Origin of the sequence: Rhizobium subbaraonis (assembly GCF_900220975.1) — a bacterium.
Lineage (GTDB): Bacteria > Pseudomonadota > Alphaproteobacteria > Rhizobiales > Rhizobiaceae > Mycoplana > Mycoplana subbaraonis.
Map to the genome: position 1 here is coordinate 24,156 of NZ_OBQD01000024.1, position 18,180 is coordinate 42,335.

The following is an 18,180-nucleotide window of genomic DNA, read 5'->3' on the forward strand; positions in this document are numbered from 1 at the left end:
CATGAAGAAGAGTTTGAGTGCTCTTGCTTTGATCATGTCGGTGATGACCGCGCCTGCCGTGTTCGCTACCGAACGCACAGTCACCTTCGCCATCGACAACATGACCTGCGCCTCCTGCCCCTACATCGTGAAGACCTCGATGGCGGCGGTCCCCGGGGTCTCGACGGTGGCCGTCTCGTTCGAAGCCAAGACCGCGACCGTGACCTTCGACGACGCGCAGACGACCCCGGATGCCATCGCGGCCGCCAGCATGAATGCCGGCTATCCGGCCCGCCCGACGCAGGAGCAAGGCAGTTGACATGCATGACCGCGCCCTGATCCGCACCGGCGCCGCAGGCGCCATTGTCGTTGCGATCTGCTGCGCGGCGCCACTCCTTGCCGTGCCCCCGCCGCTGGCCGGCCTCGGCGCGTGGTTGACGGGTTCGGGTCTGGTCGTGCTTTCCCTGATCGCCGCGGGCCTCGGGCTTGTCGCCTGCGGCATCCATCATCGCCGTGCAAAGGTCGTCTGTTCCAACACGAAGATTCTGAATGAAGGCCTGAAGCCATGAACGATTGCTGCACATCCTCCGCGTCCCGCGACAAGGCGACGGTTTCTACATCCGCAACGGTGCCGAGCTTGGCCGTGCGGCCGGGTGTGACGTTTCCGGACTGGTCGGTGGTTTCGTCACCCGTGGTGAAGGAGGCCCTGCTGGCCATGGTCGGCTCCGACCATGTGCTCAACCGCTGGAGCGGCTACGAGGCGGCCACGGATCGCGTGCGCGTTGCGTTGCTACAGCTCTACGCCGAACACGGGCGAGCCCCGACCCCAAGCGCGCTTGCCAAGCGTGCGGGGCTGAGCGAGGAAGCCGTCCGTGCGCTGCTCGAAGAGCTCCGCCGTCGCGACCTCGTCGTACTCGATGGCGACATGATTGTCGGCGCGTATCCCTTCACCGACCGCGACACCGGCCACCGGGTCACACTGGACGGACGCACTCTTACTGCGATGTGCGCGGTCGACGCGCTCGGCATCGGCGCTATGACCGACCAAGACATCTCGATCGTCTCGCGCTGCCGCCACTGCGGCGCGCCGGTCCGGATCACCACGCAGGAACGGGGCCGGGCTCTGGCCGACGTTGAGCCGACGACGGCCGTCGTATGGCTCAGCGTCCATTACGAAGGCGGATGCGCTGCGAACTCGCTGTGCACTGCAACATCCTTCTTCTGTTCCGACGATCACCTCGCCGCGTGGCGCCGGCAGCGTCCTGCAGACGAGCCGGGATTCCGGCTGTCGATCGAGGAAGCTCTCGAAGCAGGTCGGGCGATCTTCGGGCCCAGCCTTGCCGGAATCGGCACAATCGCCGGCCACGGCAACAACGCGGCCGAGACACAAGGTGAGCCTCAATCGTCGGGCGATACGGCATCGCCGGACAGGCCCGTGACGCATCGGCGCCTTGGCACGAATGGCCGCAACAATGGTTCCTACGACCTTGCCATCATCGGCGCCGGCTCGGCCGGCTTCTCGGCCGCGATCACGGCAGCCGATCAGGGCGCCCAGGTGGCCCTCATCGGCAGCGGCACCATCGGCGGCACCTGCGTCAATATCGGTTGCGTGCCGTCGAAGACGCTGATCCGCGCCGCCGAGACGCTCCACAATGCCCGAGCCGCGGCACGTTTCGCCGGCATCACGGCCGAGGCCGAACTGACCGACTGGGGCGGAACCGTCCGTCAGAAGGACGCGCTGGTTTCGGAGCTACGTCAGGCCAAGTACGCCGACCTGCTCCCGGCTTACAACGGCATCGCCTATCGCGAAGGGCCGGCGCGCATCGTGGACGGCGGCGTCCAGGTGGACGGCACGTTTGTCTCAGCCGGCAAGATCATCATCGCGACCGGCGCGCGACCGGCCGTCCCTGTCATCCCCGGCATCGAGACCGTGCCATACCTGACGAGCACGACGGCGCTTGATCTCGAGGCGCTGCCCCGATCTCTGCTCGTGATCGGCGGCGGCTATATCGGGGCCGAACTCGCCCAGATGTTCGCCCGCGCCGGCGTCGAGGTGACGCTGGTGTGCCGCTCGCGTCTCCTTCCGGAGGCCGAACCCGAGATCGGCACGGCGCTGACGGGGTATTTCATGGACGAGAGCATCGCGGTGATTTCCGGCATCACGTACCGGACGATCCGCAAGACCGCGGACGGTGTTGCACTCACTGTCCATCGCGACGGCAAGGACGTCACGATCGACGCCGATCAGGTGCTCGTGGCGACGGGCCGCGCGCCCAATATCGAAGGTCTCGGGCTCGCCGAGCATGGGATCGCTCTCTCGCCGAAGGGCGGCATCTTCGTCGATGACCGCATGCGCACGACAAGATCGGGCGTGTACGCTGCCGGCGACGTCACCGGTCACGATCAGTTCGTCTACATGGCCGCCTACGGTGCCAAGCTCGCGGCGAAGAACGCCCTCAACGGCGACAGCCTGCGCTACGACAACAGTGCCATGCCGGCCATCGTCTTCACCGATCCGCAGGTGGCGAGCGTCGGGCTGACAGAGGCGGCTGCGCGGACCGCCGGCCACGCCGTCCGTGTCTCCACGATCGGTCTCGACCAGGTGCCGCGCGCGATTGCCGCCCGAGACACACGCGGGCTCATCAAGCTCGTCGCCGACGCTGGCAGCGGCCGGCTGCTCGGGGCGCATATCCTCGCACCGGAGGGAGCCGACAGCATCCAGACGGCGGCCCTGGCAATCCGGCACGGCCTCACCGTCGACGACCTCGCGGATACGCTCTTTCCGTATCTCACCACCGTTGAGGGCCTGAAGCTCGCGGCTCTTGCCTTCGACAAGGACGTGGCGAAGCTCTCATGCTGCGCCGGCTGAGCCGTGAAGGCTCGGATGTCGAACGTGACAATGTTGGAGGAGATCTAGTGGCGAAGAGATATGACCTTGCGATCATCGGCACGGGAACGGCTGCGATCGTAACAGCACACAGGGTTCGTGCGGCTGGCTGGAGCGTCGCCGTCGCGGACTTCCGGCCCTTCGGGGGCACCTGCGCCTTGCGCGGTTGCGATCCGAAGAAGATGATGGTCGGCGGCGCCGAGGCGGCTGATCACGCCTGGCGCATGAGCGGACGTGGAATCGAAGGGGACGCGACGCTCGATTGGACGGGACTGATGGCCTTCAAGCGCAGCTTCACCGATCCGGTACCGCAGAAGCGTGAGAAAGCCTTTGCCGACAAAGGGATTCACGCCTTCCACGGTCACGTTCGCTTTATCGGCCCGAATGCGCTCGAGTTCGGAGGAGAGAGGATCGAGGCGGACCGTATCGTGATCGCCGCCGGCGCCGAGGCCGTGCCGCTCGGCATTCCGGGCGAGCAGCACCTGATCACCAATGAAGGCTTCCTGGAACTGGAGAGCCTGCCTGAACGCATCGTCCTTGTCGGCGGCGGTTATATCGCGGCCGAGTTTTCGCACATCGCGGCGCGCGCCGGAGCACAGGTCACAATTCTTCAGCACGGGAAGCGAATGCTCAAGCAATTCGACCCCGATCTCGTCGGCTGGCTGATGGACAAGTTCAGCGAGCGCGGCATCAATGTCCGCACACAGGCAGGGGTGACCGCCATTGAGAAGGTATCAGACGGCTATCGCGTCCGGGCGGACTGTCCTGACGGCGAACTCGATATGGACGCAGATCTGGTCGTCCATGCCGCGGGTCGGGCGCCGGCGCTCGCGACGCTCGATCTCGATGCCGGGAGCGTAAAGCACCATAACGGGCGGCTGGCGTTGAACGGATTTTTGCAAAGCGTCTCCAACCCCGCGGTCTACGCAGCAGGTGATGCCGCCGGCCTAGGACCGCCGCTCACTCCGGTATCAAGCCATGACGCGAAGGTAGTCTCGGCGAACCTGCTCAACGGCAACACGGTCAGGCCTGAATACACAGGCGTTCCGAGTGTCGCCTTCACCATCCCGCCGATCGCAGCCGTCGGCATGAGCGAAGCCAAGGCGCGTGAGAAAGGCCTGAACGTTCGCGTAAAGACCGAGCGCGTGGACGGCTGGTTCACCGCACGCCAGCAGGCCGAGACGGTGTATGGCTTCAAAACGTTGGTCGACGCGGACACTGACCGCATCCTCGGCGCCCATCTTGTCGGTCCGCACGCTGACGAAGTGATCAACATCTTTGCACTGGCGATCAGGCAAGGGCTGACGGCAGAGCAGTTGAAGACCACCATGTTCGCATATCCCAGCGGCGCGTCAGATATCGGCGAGATGCTTTGAGCGTAAGTGAGGTGGTCGACCGGTACGGCCGCGGAGCAGTCTGCACGAAAGAAATCCCTTCACCAGTCGCATTCGGTTCGCTGAGCAGTCGTAAAAACCACGAACCGCAATGCGAAGAGCAGCCCTCCAGATACTCCCGAGTGTCTCACCCGTTCTAAAACCGCGCAACGCCGCCAGATCGGCTGGTTTCGGCTGATGAAAGTCCGCTGAGACAGCTTGACTGTTCAGATAAGTCGCGGAGATCACCGCCGCGTTCTGCTGCGCGACGCTCGGCATCGTGCCGACGGTTCGCCATGCCGATTATATCGGCTCCTGGCTGGACGTGCTGCGCGAGGACAACCGCGCCATCGTGCGCGCCGCCTCGCAGGCGAGCAAGGCCGCCGACTGGCTGCTCGGCTTCCTGCCGGACCCCGGCGATGTCGAGGACGGCGACGACGCCGACATCGGCGCGGCCGAGATCGACAGGAGGGCGGCATGATTCTTCTGACCGACGAACAGCGGGCGCAGCTCCTGGCCAATGGCCGCGACCACGGCGCCGACCATGTGCCGGTGGTCAAACTCTTCAACCCGCTCGGCGAAGGCGTCTGGCTGGCGACCGAGCTGGATGAAGACGGCGACCTTCTCTACGGCCTCGCCGACTTCGGGGAGCCCGAGATCGGATCGTTCTCGCTCTCGGAGATGACCTCGCTGGACCTGCCGTGGAGCATGGGGATCGAGCGCGACATCCTCTTTACCGGCGACTATCCGCTTTCGGTCTGGGCCGAGGCCGCCATCGAGGTCGGCAGCATCCGGGCGGCGGAACGCATTCTCTATCGCGCCCGCCGCGCGGCGCGGGAGGGCTCGTGATGCGCTTCCGCCGCTGGCACAGGCCGGAACCCTACAATGACACGTCGCGCAAGCGCGCGGCGTTCCTCCGCAAGCAGCGCCTCGAACGCGAGGCGCTGCCCCTCTTCGCCGATCAGATCGCCGCCGGCCAGCGCGGCGTCGACGAGGAAATGGCCCGCCGCGCCGTCTGGTGGGACGAGGCCGAGCGGGAGCGCCGCCGCATGTGGGCGGAGACCTGGCGCAAGGCCCGCGCCCGCCTCTTCGCGCTGCCCGACGCGCTGCGGCGCACGGTACGCGAGATCTGGCGCGATTGCCCATATCCGGCCGATCCCGCCTGTTTCGCGGACCTGCTCCATCAGATCGACGTCGGCCGCGTCGATCCGCACCGGCCGCCCTGGAAGTTCCATGCGGCGCTGAAGGCGCGGACGACGCCGGACCCGTCAAGCTTCGACGCAGCTTTCCGCCAGATCGGCCAGCGCAAGGTCGGCGGCGGCCCGAAGACGACGGAGGCCGACGAGCTGCTGTTCTGCGGCAATCTTGGCTCCGGCATCCTCTTCCTGCGCTCGCGCGTCCGTCTCGTCGAGCGGCACGAGAGCTTCTACACCTCGTCGAACCATCGCCTGCGCGACTCCAAGGTCGGCAGCGGCGGCCACTACTTCGAGATCGAGGTGACGGGCGGCTGCTCGGACGCGGATCTCGCCACGATCGAGCGCATCGCCCAGGCGGCCGACACGCGGCCCGTCGTCGTTCGGCGGGCGGCACGGCCCGGACGGACGACGAGCGGGAGGGCGGCATGACGCTCCCGATCGGCCTGCCGGCCGCTGTCGCGCGCCATGCGCGTTGTTCTCCCGGCGTGCCGCCGCAGCCCCCGCAAAGTCAACGGCCTTGCCGTTCCCCATCGCAGCCGCCCGCGGGCGCCCGCTCTGGTGACTGTCCGGGATTCCGGCGGTCCCTCGGAGCCCTACCGCTCACGGCGAGCGGCAACAGCCAGGAGCTTCCCATGCCTGTCCCGACTTCCACCCCATCCGTCTTCGTCTTCGGGTCCAACCTCGCGGGCCGCCACGGCAAGGGCGCGGCGCTGTGGGCGCGCCAGCACCGTGGCGCGATCCACGGCCGCGGCGTCGGCCCCCAGGGCAACGCCTATGCGATCCCGACGAAGGATCGTCATCTGCGCGTCCTGCCGCTTGAGGTGATCCACGGCCATGTCGCCGACTTCCTCGGCTACGCCCGACGCCGGCCGGACCTGCGTTTCGAGGTCACGCCGATCGGCTACGGCCTGGCCGGCTATCGCCCGGAGCAGATCGCGCCGATGTTCGCCGGATTGCCCGCGAACGTGTTCCTGCCGGACACCTTCCGCACCGTGCTCGCCGCGCCGGGGAAGGCTGCGTTATGGCTGACCGTTCCCCTCCGCCCGGCCACAATGGCGGGCCTCCGCTCGACGATCCCGCGCCGGACAGGCCGGGCCGCTGCCGCGACTGCCGCCACTGGACGCCGCCGCCGGAAAATCTCGAACGCGATCACGAGTTCTTCCGGCTCGGCCTCTCGCGCCGCCGCGTCAAGCGCCCGACCGGCACATGCGACCGCGTGCTGCTCGGCAATTCCAACATCCCGGCCTTCTCGGCCACGGCCGCGAATTTCAGTTGCCGCAACTTCGAGCCCGCGCCGCCCAAGCCGCCATCGAAGGGCGGCGGCTTCGTCACGATCTGGGAAGGCGATCGCATCCTCTGGAAAGGGCCGGAGGACGAGATACCGCCGCGCTTCCGCGATCGTGATGCCGATCCCGACGAGTGCTGAAAGCGTTCCCGCAACGCTTCCCCCTAACCGCGCCGCCGGCCCAGCCGCCCCGGCGACCAGCCATGATGGAGATTGCCATGATGACCCGCGACGCGCTACGCGCGGCCCTTGCGCGCATGGAACAAGCCCTCGCCGAAACCCGGCGCAATCTCGGCTTAGCCGAGGACGCCCTGCGCCGCCGCGCCGAGACCGAGGCGATATGAGCCGATGGACCGGCGCCGACGAGGCGGAATACCACCGCGTTCTGGGCGAGCTGCTGGAGAGGGTCGGGCCTGACCTCGAACGTCTGCGCCGCCGGATCGACCGGCAGGACGCGGCGATCAAGGCGCTCCGCCGGAAATACGGGGTGAACGAGGCGCGGCCGCGGCTCCCCGCGTGGTGACGTGGCGTGGGCGGCGGCGTTCGAGAGCGAGAGAGGGGATGGGGTTTTCGTGACGGGTCGAAAGGTCGAGAGAGGGTCTCGGCCGCCCGTCGTGGAGATAACCGGATGAGCACCGTCCTATCGCATGAGCGCCTGAAAACCTACCTCGTCTGCTACGGCTCCGAAAACGGGTTCTGGCTCTGCAAGGCCGACGATCGTGACCATGCCGTCGAGCAGTTCGAGAGCGCCGGGATCGACGGTGAGATCAACGACGTGTTCGAGTGCGTCCCCCCGACGAACCGCTATCTTGTCCGCCAGCGCCGCGCGATGTGGGTCTGCTTCGTCCAGAAGGTCGAAGCGGAAGATGACGATGCCGCCGTCAACGTCTTTCAGGATCGGTTCAATCCGCAGCACTCATTTATCGAGGGAGCGGTCCAACGTTTGGAACGCGGGCCGATCGCCGTCTTCGACCGCCGCGATTTCCCGCGCGTGCGGGATGTCGTCGACGCCGACTGACCGGGATGGAGATGCCGGATTTCGACGCTCCTGATCATTCCCCTGCAGCGCTGCTCTCTTCGAGTAAGAGGGCGGCGCTGTTTTTCGTGACGGGTTTAGGGTCGAGAGAGAGGCTCTCGGCGCCCGTCACGGAGAAACCGCCATGGCACGCGCCAAGAAGAAGCCCGCCCTCGAACTGATCGAGTTTTCGCGGGCGCGCGATATTCCTTTCAACCGCATCCGCCTGTCCAACGACAATGTGCGGGAGGTCGACGTCGAAGTCGGCCTCGACGAACTCGCCTTCGACATCGACCGGCGTGAGGATCTGATCCAGGGCATCAATGTCCGCGCCGTCCTCGACGCAGATGGCAACGAGTCCGGCGACTACGAGACCCCTGCGGGCGGCCGTCGATACCGGGCGATCTCGCGCCTGGTAGAAGCGGGTCGTTTCCCAGCGGACGGTCTGGTCCCCTGCATCGTCAAGAAGGCCAACGCCAAGACCTCGGCCGTCGACGACTCGCTCGCCGAGAACACGTTCCGGCTGGCGCTGCATCCGCTTGATCAGTTCAAGGCGTTCAAGCGCATGGTCGATGGCGGCATGGGCACCGAGGAGGTCGCCAGCGCCTACTTCACCACCACGCAATACGTCGAGCAGCGTCTTGCGCTCGCCGACGTCTCCCCGAAGCTGCATGAGGTCTATGCCGAAAACGGCATGACGCTGCGCATGCTGGAGGCGTTCACCGCGCACCCGAGTCACGCGCGGCAGGAGCAGGTCTGGGAGGCCGTCCAGCACTCGCACCGCAAGGAGCCATGGCAGATCCGGGACATGCTTACCGAGACCACGGTTCCCTTCTCGGACAAGCGCGCGCGTTTCGTCGGCGTCGACGCCTATCTGGCGGCAGGCGGCCCGGTCCTGCCGCGCTACCTCTTCGAGGATGACGAGGAGGGCTGGATGGACGACGTGGGGCTTCTCGACCGGATGGTCGCCGAGAAGCTGAAGGCCGCCGCCGCCGAGGTGGCGGCGGAGGGCTGGAAGTGGATCGCGGCCGACCTCGAACTTCCCTATGGCTACGACCATGACCTGCGCGGCATCGTCGGCACATCGGCCGAACTGTCCAAGAAGGAACGCCGGCAGCGCGAGGCTCTGCGCAAGGAACAGGAGCGTCTCGAGGCCAAGTATCCCAACAATGAGGAGCTGCCCGAGGAAATCGATCGGCGCCTTGGCGAGATCGAAAAGCAGCTCGAAGCCTTCGAGCGTCGCCCGATCGTTTTCGATCCGGCCGAGATCGCCATCGGCGGCGCCTTCGTCACGGTCGACGAGGACGGCGAGCTTGTGGTCGATCGCGGCTGGGTGCGTCCCGAGGACGAGCCGGTCGAGACCGTCGAGGGCGAGGAGACCGAAGGCGTCGAGCCGGGGGCCGGTATCGACGGTGATGACGAGGATGACATCGCGCCTGACGCGCTGCGCACCGTCGTCACCGTCAACGGTCAGCCGGCCGAGCCCGAGGAGGAGATGGAGGTCATCAAGCCTCTCCCCGAAAAGCTGGTGATCGAGCTGTCCGCGCATCGCACCATCGCGCTGCGCAATGCGGTCGGCGATAATCCGCACATCGCCATGACGGCGCTGCTGCACAAGTTGGTCCGTGACGCTTTCAGGCGGTCCACGCGCGGCGCGACCGTTCAGGTCTCGGTTCACGAGGTCTATTGCAGCGGTCAGGGACCCGACCTCAAGACCACGCCCTACGCCAAGGCCGTGGACAAGCGGCACGCCGACTGGAAGGCCAAGGTGCCAACCGACGACGACCAGCTCTGGGATTGGCTCGTTGCCCTCGACGACGAAAGCCGCATGGCGCTGCTGGCCCATTGCATGTCTCTCGGGATCAACGCGCTCTACGAGCGGCCCAATCCCTTCAGCGCCAGCGGCATCTCCGAAAAGCAGCTCCAGGCGCGCATGGCGGAAGCCGATCGCCTGGCCCGCGTGACCGATCTTGACATGGCGGAAGCCGGGTTCCGGCCCACTGTCGCGAACTATTTCGGTCGCGTGACCAAGAAGCGCATCCTCGAAGCCATCGCCGAAGGCGTCGGCGACAACATCGCCAATCTCCTCGACCTCCAGAAGAAGGACAAGATGGAGATGGCGGCCGTGGCGGAGGAGCGACTGGCCAACACCGGCTGGCTGCCGGAACCGCTGCGCCTCTACGTCGAGGAGCCGGCCGTCGAGACTGCGGCCGAGGAGGACGAGCCGGACGTCGCGCTGCCGGACTTCCTCGCCGGCGATGAGGAGGAGGTCGCGGCCGAGGCCGATGACGATCCGACGGTTCTCGTCGCCGCCGAATGACACGCCCCGGCGGGCTGGCTCCGGCCGCCTCGCCATCCTTCCCCTTCCATCACACGGCCCGGCATCCCGCCGGGCCGCTTTCGTTTCAGGAGATACCTTCCATGTCCGCATCCCTCATATTCGACTGTGCGCCGCTCGGCTCGCTCGTCGCCTATTCGGATGGCACTCCCAAGCCGCCCGCCCGCTTCACCAAGAAGCTCGCCGCCTGGGAGCGCAACAACGGCGTCGGCCGCCTCGTGCGCAAGGAGCCGGGCCGCGAGCGTCCGACCTATTCCTCCCCGCCATGCTTCACGCTGCATGAAGGCGACTTCAGCTCGGGCGGCATCATACTCGTCATGGTGACGCGCACCTACGGCATCGACAGCGATCTTCGCTTTCGCGTGGTCGAGCGGCCGAAGGTGGGTCAGGTCCGCGTGCTCCAAAATGTCGGAGATAACGTCGAGCTGTTGCACCTTGCCAACAACCGCGAGGCCGCAGAACTCTGGCTGGCGAAAGCCGGCTATGCGCGTGCCCGGCTCGATGAGGTCACGGCTGACGAGGTCGGCGCGGATGCGGTCGAAGGCCGCGCCGCAGCTTGACATCCCTTCCGATCCATCCGGCCCGCCGTCGCAGCGCGGCGGGCCTTCTCGGTTCTGGAGATCATCATGACGACCGAATCCGCATGCCTCCCGCCAACCCCGCAACAGGTCTGTGTCGCCATCTACGAGCATCGGCATGGCGCGGATATTCGCGTCTTCACCGACGCGGAACGGGCCACGCGCTGGCGCACAGCCCTGGCCAAGGACTGGTGGCGCAACGCCTTCGACGAACCCCCGCCGCCGGACGATGTGATCGGCGAGGAATATTTCGAGCGCATGCTTGAGCGCGACGAGTTTTTCTCGATGCAGGTATGCGAAATCGAAGGCGGCCTTCCTGCTTCCAATGAGCCGACGCCGCCCCGCGACCCCTAGCGCTGTCCTCTTTCCTCTCGTCTAACCAGCCCGGCCCTGTGCCGGGCTTTTCTTTCAGGAGCCCACCATGGCCATTCCCGATCATGCCCGCACCAATTTCAACACGCTGCTGCGCGCCGCCGGCGACGGCAATCTCGCGCTCATGGAGTGCCAGGATGCCGTCACCGGCGAGCGTCGCTATGTCCTTTGCGCCATCGGCCGCGCGGACAATGGCGACTATCTCATGACGCCGTTCGGCCATCTGGCCGACGGCAACCCCTACGACGCCTATCTGCCGCCAGATCCCCGCGATCCGGACACCTTCATCCCGAACTCCGACGACGGAGGCTCGCCATGAGGAGCGTGGACGAAATCTTTGCCGACGACCGCCGCTACCCTCCCGTCGAGCGATCGCTTCCATGGGAGGAAACGCGCGGCGGCGTCACTGTCGTCGTGGAGCCGAAACCGCATTGGGCCGAAGACATAACAGCGTTTCGGCTGACCGATCGCGCTTATTGCACCTACGCGGACTGGACCGCAAACGGTCCCGACGCGCGCTTCTTCCGCCATCCTGAAACGTCAGGAAAGGACGTGATGTCGAAGGCGCGAGCCATGCTCGCCCGCGAGATCGTCAGCGTCTGGAGGGCCTGAGAGAGAAAGAGGGCTGACGGGCCGGAGGCAGGCTCGGGCGGATGACGAGAGAGCGCTGCTCGGGCTTGCCCTTCAATCTCTCTGGAGATCCAAAGCCATGTCGATCGACCTCACCACGCGCCGGTCCGCCACCCTCGTTACCGAGGATCGCCGCGAGAAATTCCTGCCGACCCTGTTCGGACTTCGGTACATGATCGTAGCCGAAAGCACCGTCTATAAGATCATGCAGGGCCTTAGCCCCTATGACTATCGTGGCGGCTTCTGGAATTTCTACGAGCGCGGCGGCCGGCCTCTGTTCCTCGCCCCGACCTCGAAACCGTGCTTCCAGATCGAAAGCGGGCTCACGGATTTTCGTGGCGAGGTGTCCGCGGAGGCCGCCGGCATCATCGCCACGCTGTTCACCCTGTCGCATCTTTCCTTCAGTTTCGAGTCTGACCACTTTGCGGAAGGCTACCAGCGCCTGCGCGCCTATTCGGACGGGCATCCCGAATCGTCCGCGATCTTCGCTGCAATCGACTGACCTACACAAAGCGTCCTGCCTCACGGCGGGGCGCTTTTTCCATGCACGCCGTGCCGCCGTTGCCGGCGGCGAGAGTGAGAGACGGGCCGGTTTGGCCGTGACGGGTTTGAAGGCGGGAGAGAGGCTTCCGCCGCCCGTTCCACGGAGTTTCCCCCATGAACCGAGACCCCCAGACCACCTTCACGTCGATCGGCGACGTTCTCGCGCGGCAGGTCATGCCGGACCTGTATCGCGCCGCACGAACGCCGCTGCGCGTGACCTTCATCGGCGTTGCCGGCTTCGACGGCTGCAACGAAGCCGACAGCTTCGACCGTACGGTCGCCATCGGCGAAGCCCCGACGCCGGAGGACGCAATGTGCCTCGCCAGCCAGCGTGTCTCGCGCTGCGATATTCGCATTAGCGCCGATGAGGCGCTGCGCTTCCAGCCCCGCTTCGCCGTCATCATCGACCGCGAACACGGCATGGTCCTCGCCGGCGCGGTCCGGGCCGGCATCATCGTGTGGCAAGAGCCGGTTTCCTCCAATGCCGAGGCGCGCCGCGTCGTCACCGACGCGAGCCGGCTGCGCGGCCGCGCCTTTGCCGCCGCCGATCGCGGCGAGCACGCATCGGCCCGCGAGTTTCGCGAATCCGCCGCGTTGCTCGAGGCCAGGCTGGTCGATCCCATCTGGCGGGAGACCGTCGCCGAACTTCTGCGGCTGCCGCAGGCCGCGTGATCTCACCTCCGATTTCCACCTATCGGCCCGGCGGCGTTCCGGGCGCTTACCCAATGGAGTTTCCCATGCCGAAATTTGTCGTCAGCAAAGGTCACGACGCCTTCGCCTATTACGAAACCGTCGTTGAGGCCGACACGCCCGAACAGGCGCGAGGCCGCGCCGAAAGCGTCTATTACGATGGCGAATGGCTCGCCACCGGCTACGTGCAGGAGTTCGACGACTACGAAATCGACGAGTATAGCGGCGTCCGCCTGCTCGAAGACGGCGAGACCGTCGAGGCGTTCGTCTCGCTCGCCGTCACCGCCCAGGAGCGCGACGCCGTGCTGGCGGGCCTGCGGCTCCTTCAGCTCACCCTTGCGCGCGCTGACATCGACCCGGCGCTCGGGAGCATCGTCACGAATGACGGCGCGCATGCCGGCCTCGACCTCACCCAGATCGACGCCCTCTGCGAACGCCTCAACGTATAGGACGCCGGCATGTAGTCGAGCCGCCGCCTCGGGCGGCGGCGCGCCATCGCATCCTTATTGATCCGGCCCGGCCATAGCGCCGGGTATTTTCATGCGGGCAATGCCTGCGTCGTCGGCGACGAGAGGGAGAGGAAGCCCGTCAGGCCGTGACGGCTTACAAGGCGAGAGAGAGTTTCCCGCCGTCCGTCGAGGAGTTCGCCCAATGAACGATGACCAACAGACCACCTTCAACCAAGCAGAGGAGCATGGCGGCTTCGACCTCATCGCGCTCAAGACCATATGTAAACGATTCGACGTGTGGGACGTGGCGATGAAGGCCGCCTATGTGCGCCTCGGCATCCTGCCGTGGGGCAGCGATCGCGCCCTCATCCGTATCGCGCGCCGCAAGCTCGTTCCATCGAACCTCTGCGATCCTGCTTTGCGGGAGGCGCGCAGGAGCTACTACCGCGCGATGCTCCGCCACCATTCCGAGTTCAAGAGGCTGACCGGCTTGTTCCACCGCTGATGCCGCCAGCACCGCAATCCCCCAATCCTGCCCGGCCTCGCGCCGGGCTTTCTCGTTTCAGGAGCCTGACATGCCCGAATACACCATTGAAACCACTTATCACCCGGCCGCCTATCGGCAGCGCACCTATGAGGCTGACACCGTTGCGGACGCCTGCCGCCTCGCCATCGAGAACAGTTGGTCAGGCAAGGAAAAGGTCGACCACGAAGGCGCCATCGAGATCTATGTCTCCGGCATCTGGCATGGCGCCAATGCCGCCTATTCCGGCACGCCGGTTCCAGTCCCCTCGCAATTCGAGGAATCCCTTCAGCGCAAGGCCGGGCATTTCGAGATCCTCCTTGGCCTTCTGAAGATGCTCCTCGCGGACATCCAGGCTGTCCGTCCATCGTCAGATCAGTGGATCGAACACGCCATCTGGGCAGTCGCTCGCGGCGAGGCAATCCTGGCCGGGGCGCGCGATCCTGATCGACCGGCATATGACGACTCTGCCCGCGCCGTCGACTCCGAAGCCCAGGCGCCCGCCGGCGACAATGCGGGAGGCGGTCAATGATGCACTCGATCTATACCGATCTCAACGTGACCCCGCTCGACACCGATCGCGCAGTTCTCCGCGCGGCGGTGAAGCGGCTGCCCATCTGGGTGCGGCGCGACCCATGCCGCCGGCTGGTTCGACGGAGGTTCTACCGTGAGATGCTGCGCTGCCATGCCCGAGCGCAGCGTGGCATCAGCCCCACCCTGCACTGACCCCGATCTCCTCTTCCCCCCGACGTCCTGGCCATCGCGCCGGGACTTCTCGTTTCAGGAGCCTGACATGGCCAACTACTACACCCATTTTTCGTGCCTGCTCGATGTCGGGACGCCCGACAATGCTGCCAAGGCCCTCAACCTCTACAACCGGCTTTCCGAGGAGGGCGCGTCCGAAGACCCACCCTCGGAAGGCTTCCTGCTCTCGATCCAGCCCGAGCATGGCGGCACAACGTTGTGGATGCGCGACGACGAGACCGGCGATCCCGAGCGCCTGATCCACTTCGTCAAGCTCTGCGCCGCCACCTTCGGCTTGACCGGCCGATGGGGCTTCCAATATGCCAACACCTGCTCGCAGCCGCGCGTCAATGGCTTCGGCGGGGGCGCGCATGTCCTCGATCTCGCCACAGGGGAGACCGTGGCCTGGACCTATACCGACGGCTGGCTGGCCGGGATTCTCGACGGAGGTGATCCCGACGCCTGAGAACATCGAAAGCACCTTTTATCGGCTCAATGCGCTGTTCGGCCGCTGGATCGAGGCCATATCCTCCATCATAGGAACTCCATCGTCACCAGCACCAGCAAGATGTAGCGGCCTGCCTTTGCGATGATTACGAGCAGCAGGAAACTCCAGAACGGCTCGCGCAGCACCCCGGCGGCCACGGTGAGCGCATCGCCGCCGACCGGCGCCCAAGAGAGCAACAAGCTCCAGCGGCCCCACCGCCGATACCAGCCCGTCGCGCGGTCGAGCGCCTGTTCGCTGACAGGGAACCAGCGTCGATGACGGTAGTTCTCGATCCAGCCGCCGAGCAGCCAGTTGACGACGGAACCAAGCACATTGCCGATGGTCGCGACCACCACCAGCAGGACGGGCGACTGTTTGCCGAGGACCAGCAGCCCGACCAGGGCGGCTTCCGATTGAGCCGGCAGGATCGTGGCGGCGACGAACGCGACGGCGAACAGCCCGGCGAGCGAGAACAGGTCTTCCACGTTTCCGGTCAGCGCTCGCGTGGCCATGCGAGGTGCATATCGTCGATCACATAGGCATGGGCGTGGCGATGCCCATGCCCGGCCAGCGCAAGATGCGGATGGTTCGCCGGGAGGTCGTTATGGCTATGTTCGACGACCTCGGGATCGTCAGCCGGCCAGACCGCAAAGCCGATGCCGATGGCTGCAGCGGCCACGGCCGCGAGAATGGCGGCCGTCGTCGGCAAGCCCAGTGTGGCACCTGCCCATCCGGCGAGCGGATAGGCGATCAGCCAGCAGGCATGGGACAGCGCGAATTGCGCGGCAAACAGTGCTGGGCGGTCCTCGGGGTTGGCCGAGCGCCGGAGCAGTCGGCCCGATGGTGTCTGCGCCGTCGAATAACCAAGGCCGAGCACGAACCAGAGTGGCAGCAGCCAGCCGTAACCGGGTAGCGCTGCTGCCGTCAGCGTTCCCGCCACCAACAGCGACGCGCCCGCCAGCATGGCGGTCCGGTCGGGCACGGACTCAAGCAGCTTCGGCAGGACGAGCGCCGCGACCATCGATCCCCCGCCGAAGCAGGCGAGCGCCAATGCGGTCGCCTGGTGGTCGAGGCCGTAGGCTGCCTGCACATAGACCACCGTGTTGACGATCACCAGCGCGCCGGCCGAGGCGACGGCGAGGTTAATCGCCAGCAGCCCGCGCAGGCGCGGCGTCGCCATGTAGATGCGGATGCCGCGCGTCGTGCGATCATAGATGCCACGCGGCTGCGACGGCTTGGGGCTCGGCAACACGACCGACACGACCAGCGCCGCAGAGATCAGGAAGCCGGTCACCGTGCCGGCGAACAAATTGTGGAAGGAGATGAAGGCGAGAAGTGCGGCCGCCAGCATCGGGCTGACGACGCTTTCCAGATCATAGGCCAGCCGCGAGAGCGACAGGGCGCGCGTGTATTCCTTCTCTTCGGGCAGAATGTCGGGGATCGTCGCCTGGAAGGTCGGCGTGAAGGCGGCCGAAGCCGATTGCAGCGCGAAGATCAGCACATAGACCTGCCAGATTTCGGTGACGAAGGGCAGCAACACGGCCACGGCAGCATGCACGAGATCGAGCGCTACCAGCATGGCGCGGCGCGGCACGCGTTCCGCGAAGGCCGATGCGATCGGCGCAACGCCGACATAGGCGATCATCTTGATGGCCAACGCGGTCCCAAGCACCGCCCCTGCATCGGCTCCGGCCAGATCGAAGGCGAGCAGGCCAAGCGCGACCGTGGCAAGGCCGGTTCCAACAAGTGCGATAACCTGTGCGAGAAAGAGGTGGCGATAGGTTCGGTTCTTGAGGATCGTCAACATCACAGATACTTCGCGATTTCCTTGAACTCATCAATCGACCGCCGCCTGTCGCGGGTGAGCGGACCGACCACTTCCTCAAGGCAATGGTCGAGGTGATCCTGAATTAGCGTCTTCTTGGCCTGTGCTATAGCTTTCTCAACGGCATGGAGCTGCTGAGCGACGTCGAGGCATGGCCTACCTGCCTCGATCATCTCGATTACGCCGCGCAGATGGCCATCGGCGCGCTTCAGGCGCTTGACGATCGCAGAGTGAGTTTGATGAAGATGCGATAGCTGATCCATGTCGCTATCCTATCCTCCTGTAGGGGATTAGCCAAGGTTTGACGGAGGCATCGATACTGCCCGATCGATTCACCAAGACCGCACCCAGCACATTCGCCACTCCATGGGCCACTGGGCCTTACAGCCATCGACGTCAAGCGTTATGCCCAGCTTGATCTGGAGACTCCCGCACGACCACCCTGCGGACTCGGACCAGCCAGCCTCGACCCGCCAGGCCGAGTCAGCCAGTTCAGGCAATGCTTGGCGCGGCCAATTCGACAGACGGGCCGAGACGGACAGGCGCGGCCCCCGTTGACCGGCCTTCAGGCTTCCCGCACGGTGTTGTAGCCGGCTGCCTTCGCCGCCTTCACGAATTTGCGGTCGAAGCTCGCCATTCCCGAGCAATGCGCCGCCTTTCCCAGATGCAACGCATCAGCGAAATCCATGCCGCGCTCGGCCAGGTCGAGCGCGGTCGCCACAACCGCGCCGTCCTCGACCGTGACGGTCGGGAGACCCGCGAACGAACGCATTGCGCGGGCCACATCCGCCGGCCGATATTCATAGGTGCTGCGCAGCACCCATTCCACTTCGAGCATCACGGTGACGGCAACGAACACGGCCTCGCCGTCGATCAATGCCCGCGCGCGGGGCGACTGCTTCGGGTGATCGTTGGTCAGGTAGCGGATAACGAGGTTGGTATCAATCGCCAGCATGTCGGCGCTTTGCTTCGGCCAGGACACCCGCATCCATCTCGGCGATCGTCTTCGGCCTACCCTTATGAGGTAGCACACCGAAGACATCTTCAGGCCGCGTCTCGGCGAAGGCCGGCGCCGGCTTCAGCAGCACGCCGCCGTCCGCTTCCTCGACCGTCAGTTTTGTGCCGGCGCTCCATTCGCGCCGCTGCCGCAGCCCGGTAGGCAGGATGATCTGCCCCTTGGTGGAGACGGTGGTCGTGAACTTTTCCGGGGCGGCCATTGGCCTGATCCTTCTCGATGTAAGACAAACGTAAGATAGCGCGCATCGA

General features: G+C 65.8%; 27 protein-coding genes and 2 pseudogenes. 24 read left to right on the plus strand and 5 right to left on the minus strand.

What is annotated here, in order from left to right; genetic code table 11:
- Position 1: 1 nt before the first annotated feature.
- The 24 genes and pseudogenes from CRO48_RS26485 to CRO48_RS26595 all read left to right on the plus strand — a co-directional run bounded on the left by CRO48_RS26485 (position 2) and on the right by CRO48_RS26595 (position 15,068).
- Positions 2-298 carry a heavy-metal-associated domain-containing protein gene (locus tag CRO48_RS26485; protein WP_012112816.1) on the plus strand — a complete coding sequence of 99 codons (297 nt, stop codon included), beginning with the start codon at positions 2-4 and terminating at the stop codon, positions 296-298.
- Position 299: 1 nt separating this feature from the next.
- Positions 300-548, plus strand: a complete 249-nt coding sequence (locus tag CRO48_RS26490) for a hypothetical protein (protein ID WP_036742955.1) — start codon at positions 300-302, stop codon at positions 546-548.
- Complete coding sequence (gene merBA, locus CRO48_RS26495) at positions 545-2,848, plus strand: bifunctional organomercurial lyase/mercury(II) reductase MerBA (RefSeq protein ID WP_012112815.1); 2,304 nt, start codon at positions 545-547, stop codon at positions 2,846-2,848. The genes CRO48_RS26490 and merBA overlap by 4 nt, the downstream gene beginning before the upstream one ends.
- 47 nt (positions 2,849-2,895) lie before the next feature.
- Positions 2,896-4,242, plus strand: coding sequence for a dihydrolipoyl dehydrogenase family protein (locus tag CRO48_RS26500; protein ID WP_012112814.1), 1,347 nt, complete (start codon positions 2,896-2,898; stop codon positions 4,240-4,242).
- A gap of 232 nt (positions 4,243-4,474) precedes the next feature.
- A pseudogene (locus CRO48_RS26505) lies at positions 4,475-4,720 on the plus strand (zincin-like metallopeptidase domain-containing protein); the annotation flags it as partial.
- Positions 4,717-5,088, plus strand: coding sequence for a DUF2958 domain-containing protein (locus tag CRO48_RS26510; protein ID WP_097142770.1), 372 nt, complete (start codon positions 4,717-4,719; stop codon positions 5,086-5,088). The pseudogene CRO48_RS26505 and the gene CRO48_RS26510, both read left to right, overlap by 4 nt.
- On the plus strand, positions 5,088-5,864 hold the full coding sequence (locus tag CRO48_RS26515) for a hypothetical protein (RefSeq protein ID WP_097142771.1): 777 nt from the start codon (positions 5,088-5,090) through the stop codon (positions 5,862-5,864). The genes CRO48_RS26510 and CRO48_RS26515 overlap by 1 nt, the downstream gene beginning before the upstream one ends.
- Before the next feature lie 203 nt (positions 5,865-6,067).
- Positions 6,068-6,361: pseudogene (locus CRO48_RS33645) on the plus strand (A1S_2505 family phage non-structural protein); the annotation flags it as partial.
- 95 nt (positions 6,362-6,456) lie between these two features.
- Complete coding sequence (locus CRO48_RS26525; protein ID WP_097142772.1) at positions 6,457-6,861, plus strand: hypothetical protein; 405 nt, start codon at positions 6,457-6,459, stop codon at positions 6,859-6,861.
- A 62-nt stretch (positions 6,862-6,923) separates the two neighbouring features.
- A complete protein-coding gene (locus CRO48_RS33045) occupies positions 6,924-7,064 on the plus strand; it encodes a hypothetical protein (protein WP_197717547.1) in 141 nt (46 codons plus the stop codon).
- Positions 7,061-7,243 carry a hypothetical protein gene (locus CRO48_RS33050; protein ID WP_197717546.1) on the plus strand — a complete coding sequence of 61 codons (183 nt, stop codon included), beginning with the start codon at positions 7,061-7,063 and terminating at the stop codon, positions 7,241-7,243. The genes CRO48_RS33045 and CRO48_RS33050 overlap by 4 nt, the downstream gene beginning before the upstream one ends.
- A 105-nt stretch (positions 7,244-7,348) precedes the next feature.
- Positions 7,349-7,738 carry a hypothetical protein gene (locus tag CRO48_RS26535; protein WP_097142773.1) on the plus strand — a complete coding sequence of 130 codons (390 nt, stop codon included), beginning with the start codon at positions 7,349-7,351 and terminating at the stop codon, positions 7,736-7,738.
- Between the two features lie 142 nt (positions 7,739-7,880).
- The gene (locus CRO48_RS26540; RefSeq protein ID WP_097142774.1) at positions 7,881-10,055 is read left to right on the plus strand and encodes a ParB/RepB/Spo0J family partition protein; all 2,175 of its coding nucleotides are present in this window, start codon (positions 7,881-7,883) and stop codon (positions 10,053-10,055) included.
- Between the two features lie 101 nt (positions 10,056-10,156).
- Positions 10,157-10,633, plus strand: coding sequence for a hypothetical protein (locus CRO48_RS26545; protein WP_097142775.1), 477 nt, complete (start codon positions 10,157-10,159; stop codon positions 10,631-10,633).
- Positions 10,634-10,699: 66 nt separating this feature from the next.
- Complete coding sequence (locus tag CRO48_RS26550; protein ID WP_097142776.1) at positions 10,700-11,005, plus strand: hypothetical protein; 306 nt, start codon at positions 10,700-10,702, stop codon at positions 11,003-11,005.
- A gap of 67 nt (positions 11,006-11,072) precedes the next feature.
- Positions 11,073-11,342: a DUF6117 family protein gene (locus CRO48_RS26555; protein ID WP_097142777.1), complete on the plus strand. Its 270-nt coding sequence runs from the start codon at positions 11,073-11,075 to the stop codon at positions 11,340-11,342.
- The gene (locus tag CRO48_RS26560) at positions 11,339-11,635 is read left to right on the plus strand and encodes a hypothetical protein (protein ID WP_097142778.1); all 297 of its coding nucleotides are present in this window, start codon (positions 11,339-11,341) and stop codon (positions 11,633-11,635) included. Before CRO48_RS26555 ends, CRO48_RS26560 begins: the two co-directional genes overlap by 4 nt.
- 97 nt (positions 11,636-11,732) lie before the next feature.
- A complete protein-coding gene (locus CRO48_RS26565; RefSeq protein ID WP_097142779.1) occupies positions 11,733-12,155 on the plus strand; it encodes an antirestriction protein in 423 nt (140 codons plus the stop codon).
- A 155-nt stretch (positions 12,156-12,310) separates the two neighbouring features.
- Positions 12,311-12,868 carry a hypothetical protein gene (locus tag CRO48_RS26570; protein WP_097142780.1) on the plus strand — a complete coding sequence of 186 codons (558 nt, stop codon included), beginning with the start codon at positions 12,311-12,313 and terminating at the stop codon, positions 12,866-12,868.
- Positions 12,869-12,933: 65 nt separating this feature from the next.
- On the plus strand, positions 12,934-13,335 hold the full coding sequence (locus CRO48_RS26575; protein ID WP_097142781.1) for a hypothetical protein: 402 nt from the start codon (positions 12,934-12,936) through the stop codon (positions 13,333-13,335).
- Between the two features lie 202 nt (positions 13,336-13,537).
- Entirely contained in the window at positions 13,538-13,840 is a 303-nt protein-coding gene (locus CRO48_RS33055; RefSeq protein ID WP_245423679.1) for a hypothetical protein, read from the plus strand.
- A 70-nt stretch (positions 13,841-13,910) separates the two neighbouring features.
- Entirely contained in the window at positions 13,911-14,390 is a 480-nt protein-coding gene (locus CRO48_RS26585) for a hypothetical protein (RefSeq protein WP_245423680.1), read from the plus strand.
- Positions 14,387-14,584: a hypothetical protein gene (locus tag CRO48_RS26590; protein WP_245423681.1), complete on the plus strand. Its 198-nt coding sequence runs from the start codon at positions 14,387-14,389 to the stop codon at positions 14,582-14,584. The genes CRO48_RS26585 and CRO48_RS26590 overlap by 4 nt, the downstream gene beginning before the upstream one ends.
- A gap of 67 nt (positions 14,585-14,651) precedes the next feature.
- A complete protein-coding gene (locus CRO48_RS26595) occupies positions 14,652-15,068 on the plus strand; it encodes a hypothetical protein (RefSeq protein WP_097142782.1) in 417 nt (138 codons plus the stop codon).
- A 68-nt stretch (positions 15,069-15,136) separates the two neighbouring features.
- Here the strand turns inward: CRO48_RS26595 and CRO48_RS26600 are convergent, their stop codons facing one another.
- From CRO48_RS26600 to CRO48_RS26620, 5 genes are all read right to left on the minus strand, one after another.
- Complete coding sequence (locus CRO48_RS26600) at positions 15,137-15,601, minus strand: YqaA family protein (protein ID WP_097142783.1); 465 nt, start codon at positions 15,599-15,601, stop codon at positions 15,137-15,139.
- On the minus strand, positions 15,583-16,896 hold the full coding sequence (locus CRO48_RS26605) for an MFS transporter (protein ID WP_097142784.1): 1,314 nt from the start codon (positions 16,894-16,896) through the stop codon (positions 15,583-15,585). Before CRO48_RS26605 ends, CRO48_RS26600 begins: the two co-directional genes overlap by 19 nt.
- Entirely contained in the window at positions 16,896-17,177 is a 282-nt protein-coding gene (locus CRO48_RS26610) for a metal-sensing transcriptional repressor (RefSeq protein WP_097142785.1), read from the minus strand. The genes CRO48_RS26605 and CRO48_RS26610 overlap by 1 nt, the downstream gene beginning before the upstream one ends.
- A gap of 302 nt (positions 17,178-17,479) precedes the next feature.
- Positions 17,480-17,869 (minus strand): type II toxin-antitoxin system VapC family toxin, encoded by a 390-nt coding sequence (locus CRO48_RS26615; RefSeq protein WP_097142786.1) that lies wholly within the window; start codon positions 17,867-17,869, stop codon positions 17,480-17,482.
- A complete protein-coding gene (locus tag CRO48_RS26620) occupies positions 17,856-18,131 on the minus strand; it encodes an AbrB/MazE/SpoVT family DNA-binding domain-containing protein (RefSeq protein WP_097142787.1) in 276 nt (91 codons plus the stop codon). The genes CRO48_RS26615 and CRO48_RS26620 overlap by 14 nt, the downstream gene beginning before the upstream one ends.
- Between the last annotated feature and the right edge of the window lie 49 nt (positions 18,132-18,180).

Excerpts from the sequence above, each read along its gene's own strand:
- CRO48_RS33045 (WP_197717547.1), top strand. The coding sequence starts at position 6,924 with ATGATGGAGATTGCCATGATGACCCGCGACGCGCTACGCGCGGCCCTT.
- CRO48_RS26615 (WP_097142786.1), bottom strand. The coding sequence starts at position 17,869 with ATGCTGGCGATTGATACCAACCTCGTTATCCGCTACCTGACCAACGAT.
- CRO48_RS26610 (WP_097142785.1), bottom strand. The coding sequence starts at position 17,177 with ATGGATCAGCTATCGCATCTTCATCAAACTCACTCTGCGATCGTCAAG.
- CRO48_RS26535 (WP_097142773.1), top strand. The coding sequence starts at position 7,349 with ATGAGCACCGTCCTATCGCATGAGCGCCTGAAAACCTACCTCGTCTGC.
- merBA (WP_012112815.1), top strand. The coding sequence starts at position 545 with ATGAACGATTGCTGCACATCCTCCGCGTCCCGCGACAAGGCGACGGTT.
- CRO48_RS26570 (WP_097142780.1), top strand. The coding sequence starts at position 12,311 with ATGAACCGAGACCCCCAGACCACCTTCACGTCGATCGGCGACGTTCTC.
- CRO48_RS33050 (WP_197717546.1), top strand. The coding sequence starts at position 7,061 with ATGAGCCGATGGACCGGCGCCGACGAGGCGGAATACCACCGCGTTCTG.
- CRO48_RS26565 (WP_097142779.1), top strand. The coding sequence starts at position 11,733 with ATGTCGATCGACCTCACCACGCGCCGGTCCGCCACCCTCGTTACCGAG.
- CRO48_RS26585 (WP_245423680.1), top strand. The coding sequence starts at position 13,911 with ATGCCCGAATACACCATTGAAACCACTTATCACCCGGCCGCCTATCGG.
- CRO48_RS26555 (WP_097142777.1), top strand. The coding sequence starts at position 11,073 with ATGGCCATTCCCGATCATGCCCGCACCAATTTCAACACGCTGCTGCGC.
- CRO48_RS26550 (WP_097142776.1), top strand. The coding sequence starts at position 10,700 with ATGACGACCGAATCCGCATGCCTCCCGCCAACCCCGCAACAGGTCTGT.
- CRO48_RS26510 (WP_097142770.1), top strand. The coding sequence starts at position 4,717 with ATGATTCTTCTGACCGACGAACAGCGGGCGCAGCTCCTGGCCAATGGC.
- CRO48_RS26545 (WP_097142775.1), top strand. The coding sequence starts at position 10,157 with ATGTCCGCATCCCTCATATTCGACTGTGCGCCGCTCGGCTCGCTCGTC.
- CRO48_RS26525 (WP_097142772.1), top strand. The coding sequence starts at position 6,457 with ATGGCTGACCGTTCCCCTCCGCCCGGCCACAATGGCGGGCCTCCGCTC.
- CRO48_RS26575 (WP_097142781.1), top strand. The coding sequence starts at position 12,934 with ATGCCGAAATTTGTCGTCAGCAAAGGTCACGACGCCTTCGCCTATTAC.
- CRO48_RS26590 (WP_245423681.1), top strand. The coding sequence starts at position 14,387 with ATGATGCACTCGATCTATACCGATCTCAACGTGACCCCGCTCGACACC.
- CRO48_RS26560 (WP_097142778.1), top strand. The coding sequence starts at position 11,339 with ATGAGGAGCGTGGACGAAATCTTTGCCGACGACCGCCGCTACCCTCCC.
- CRO48_RS26490 (WP_036742955.1), top strand. The coding sequence starts at position 300 with ATGCATGACCGCGCCCTGATCCGCACCGGCGCCGCAGGCGCCATTGTC.
- CRO48_RS26540 (WP_097142774.1), top strand. The coding sequence starts at position 7,881 with ATGGCACGCGCCAAGAAGAAGCCCGCCCTCGAACTGATCGAGTTTTCG.
- CRO48_RS26605 (WP_097142784.1), bottom strand. The coding sequence starts at position 16,896 with ATGTTGACGATCCTCAAGAACCGAACCTATCGCCACCTCTTTCTCGCA.
- CRO48_RS26485 (WP_012112816.1), top strand. The coding sequence starts at position 2 with ATGAAGAAGAGTTTGAGTGCTCTTGCTTTGATCATGTCGGTGATGACC.
- CRO48_RS26600 (WP_097142783.1), bottom strand. The coding sequence starts at position 15,601 with ATGGCCACGCGAGCGCTGACCGGAAACGTGGAAGACCTGTTCTCGCTC.
- CRO48_RS26595 (WP_097142782.1), top strand. The coding sequence starts at position 14,652 with ATGGCCAACTACTACACCCATTTTTCGTGCCTGCTCGATGTCGGGACG.
- CRO48_RS33055 (WP_245423679.1), top strand. The coding sequence starts at position 13,538 with ATGAACGATGACCAACAGACCACCTTCAACCAAGCAGAGGAGCATGGC.
- CRO48_RS26620 (WP_097142787.1), bottom strand. The coding sequence starts at position 18,131 with ATGGCCGCCCCGGAAAAGTTCACGACCACCGTCTCCACCAAGGGGCAG.
- CRO48_RS26515 (WP_097142771.1), top strand. The coding sequence starts at position 5,088 with ATGCGCTTCCGCCGCTGGCACAGGCCGGAACCCTACAATGACACGTCG.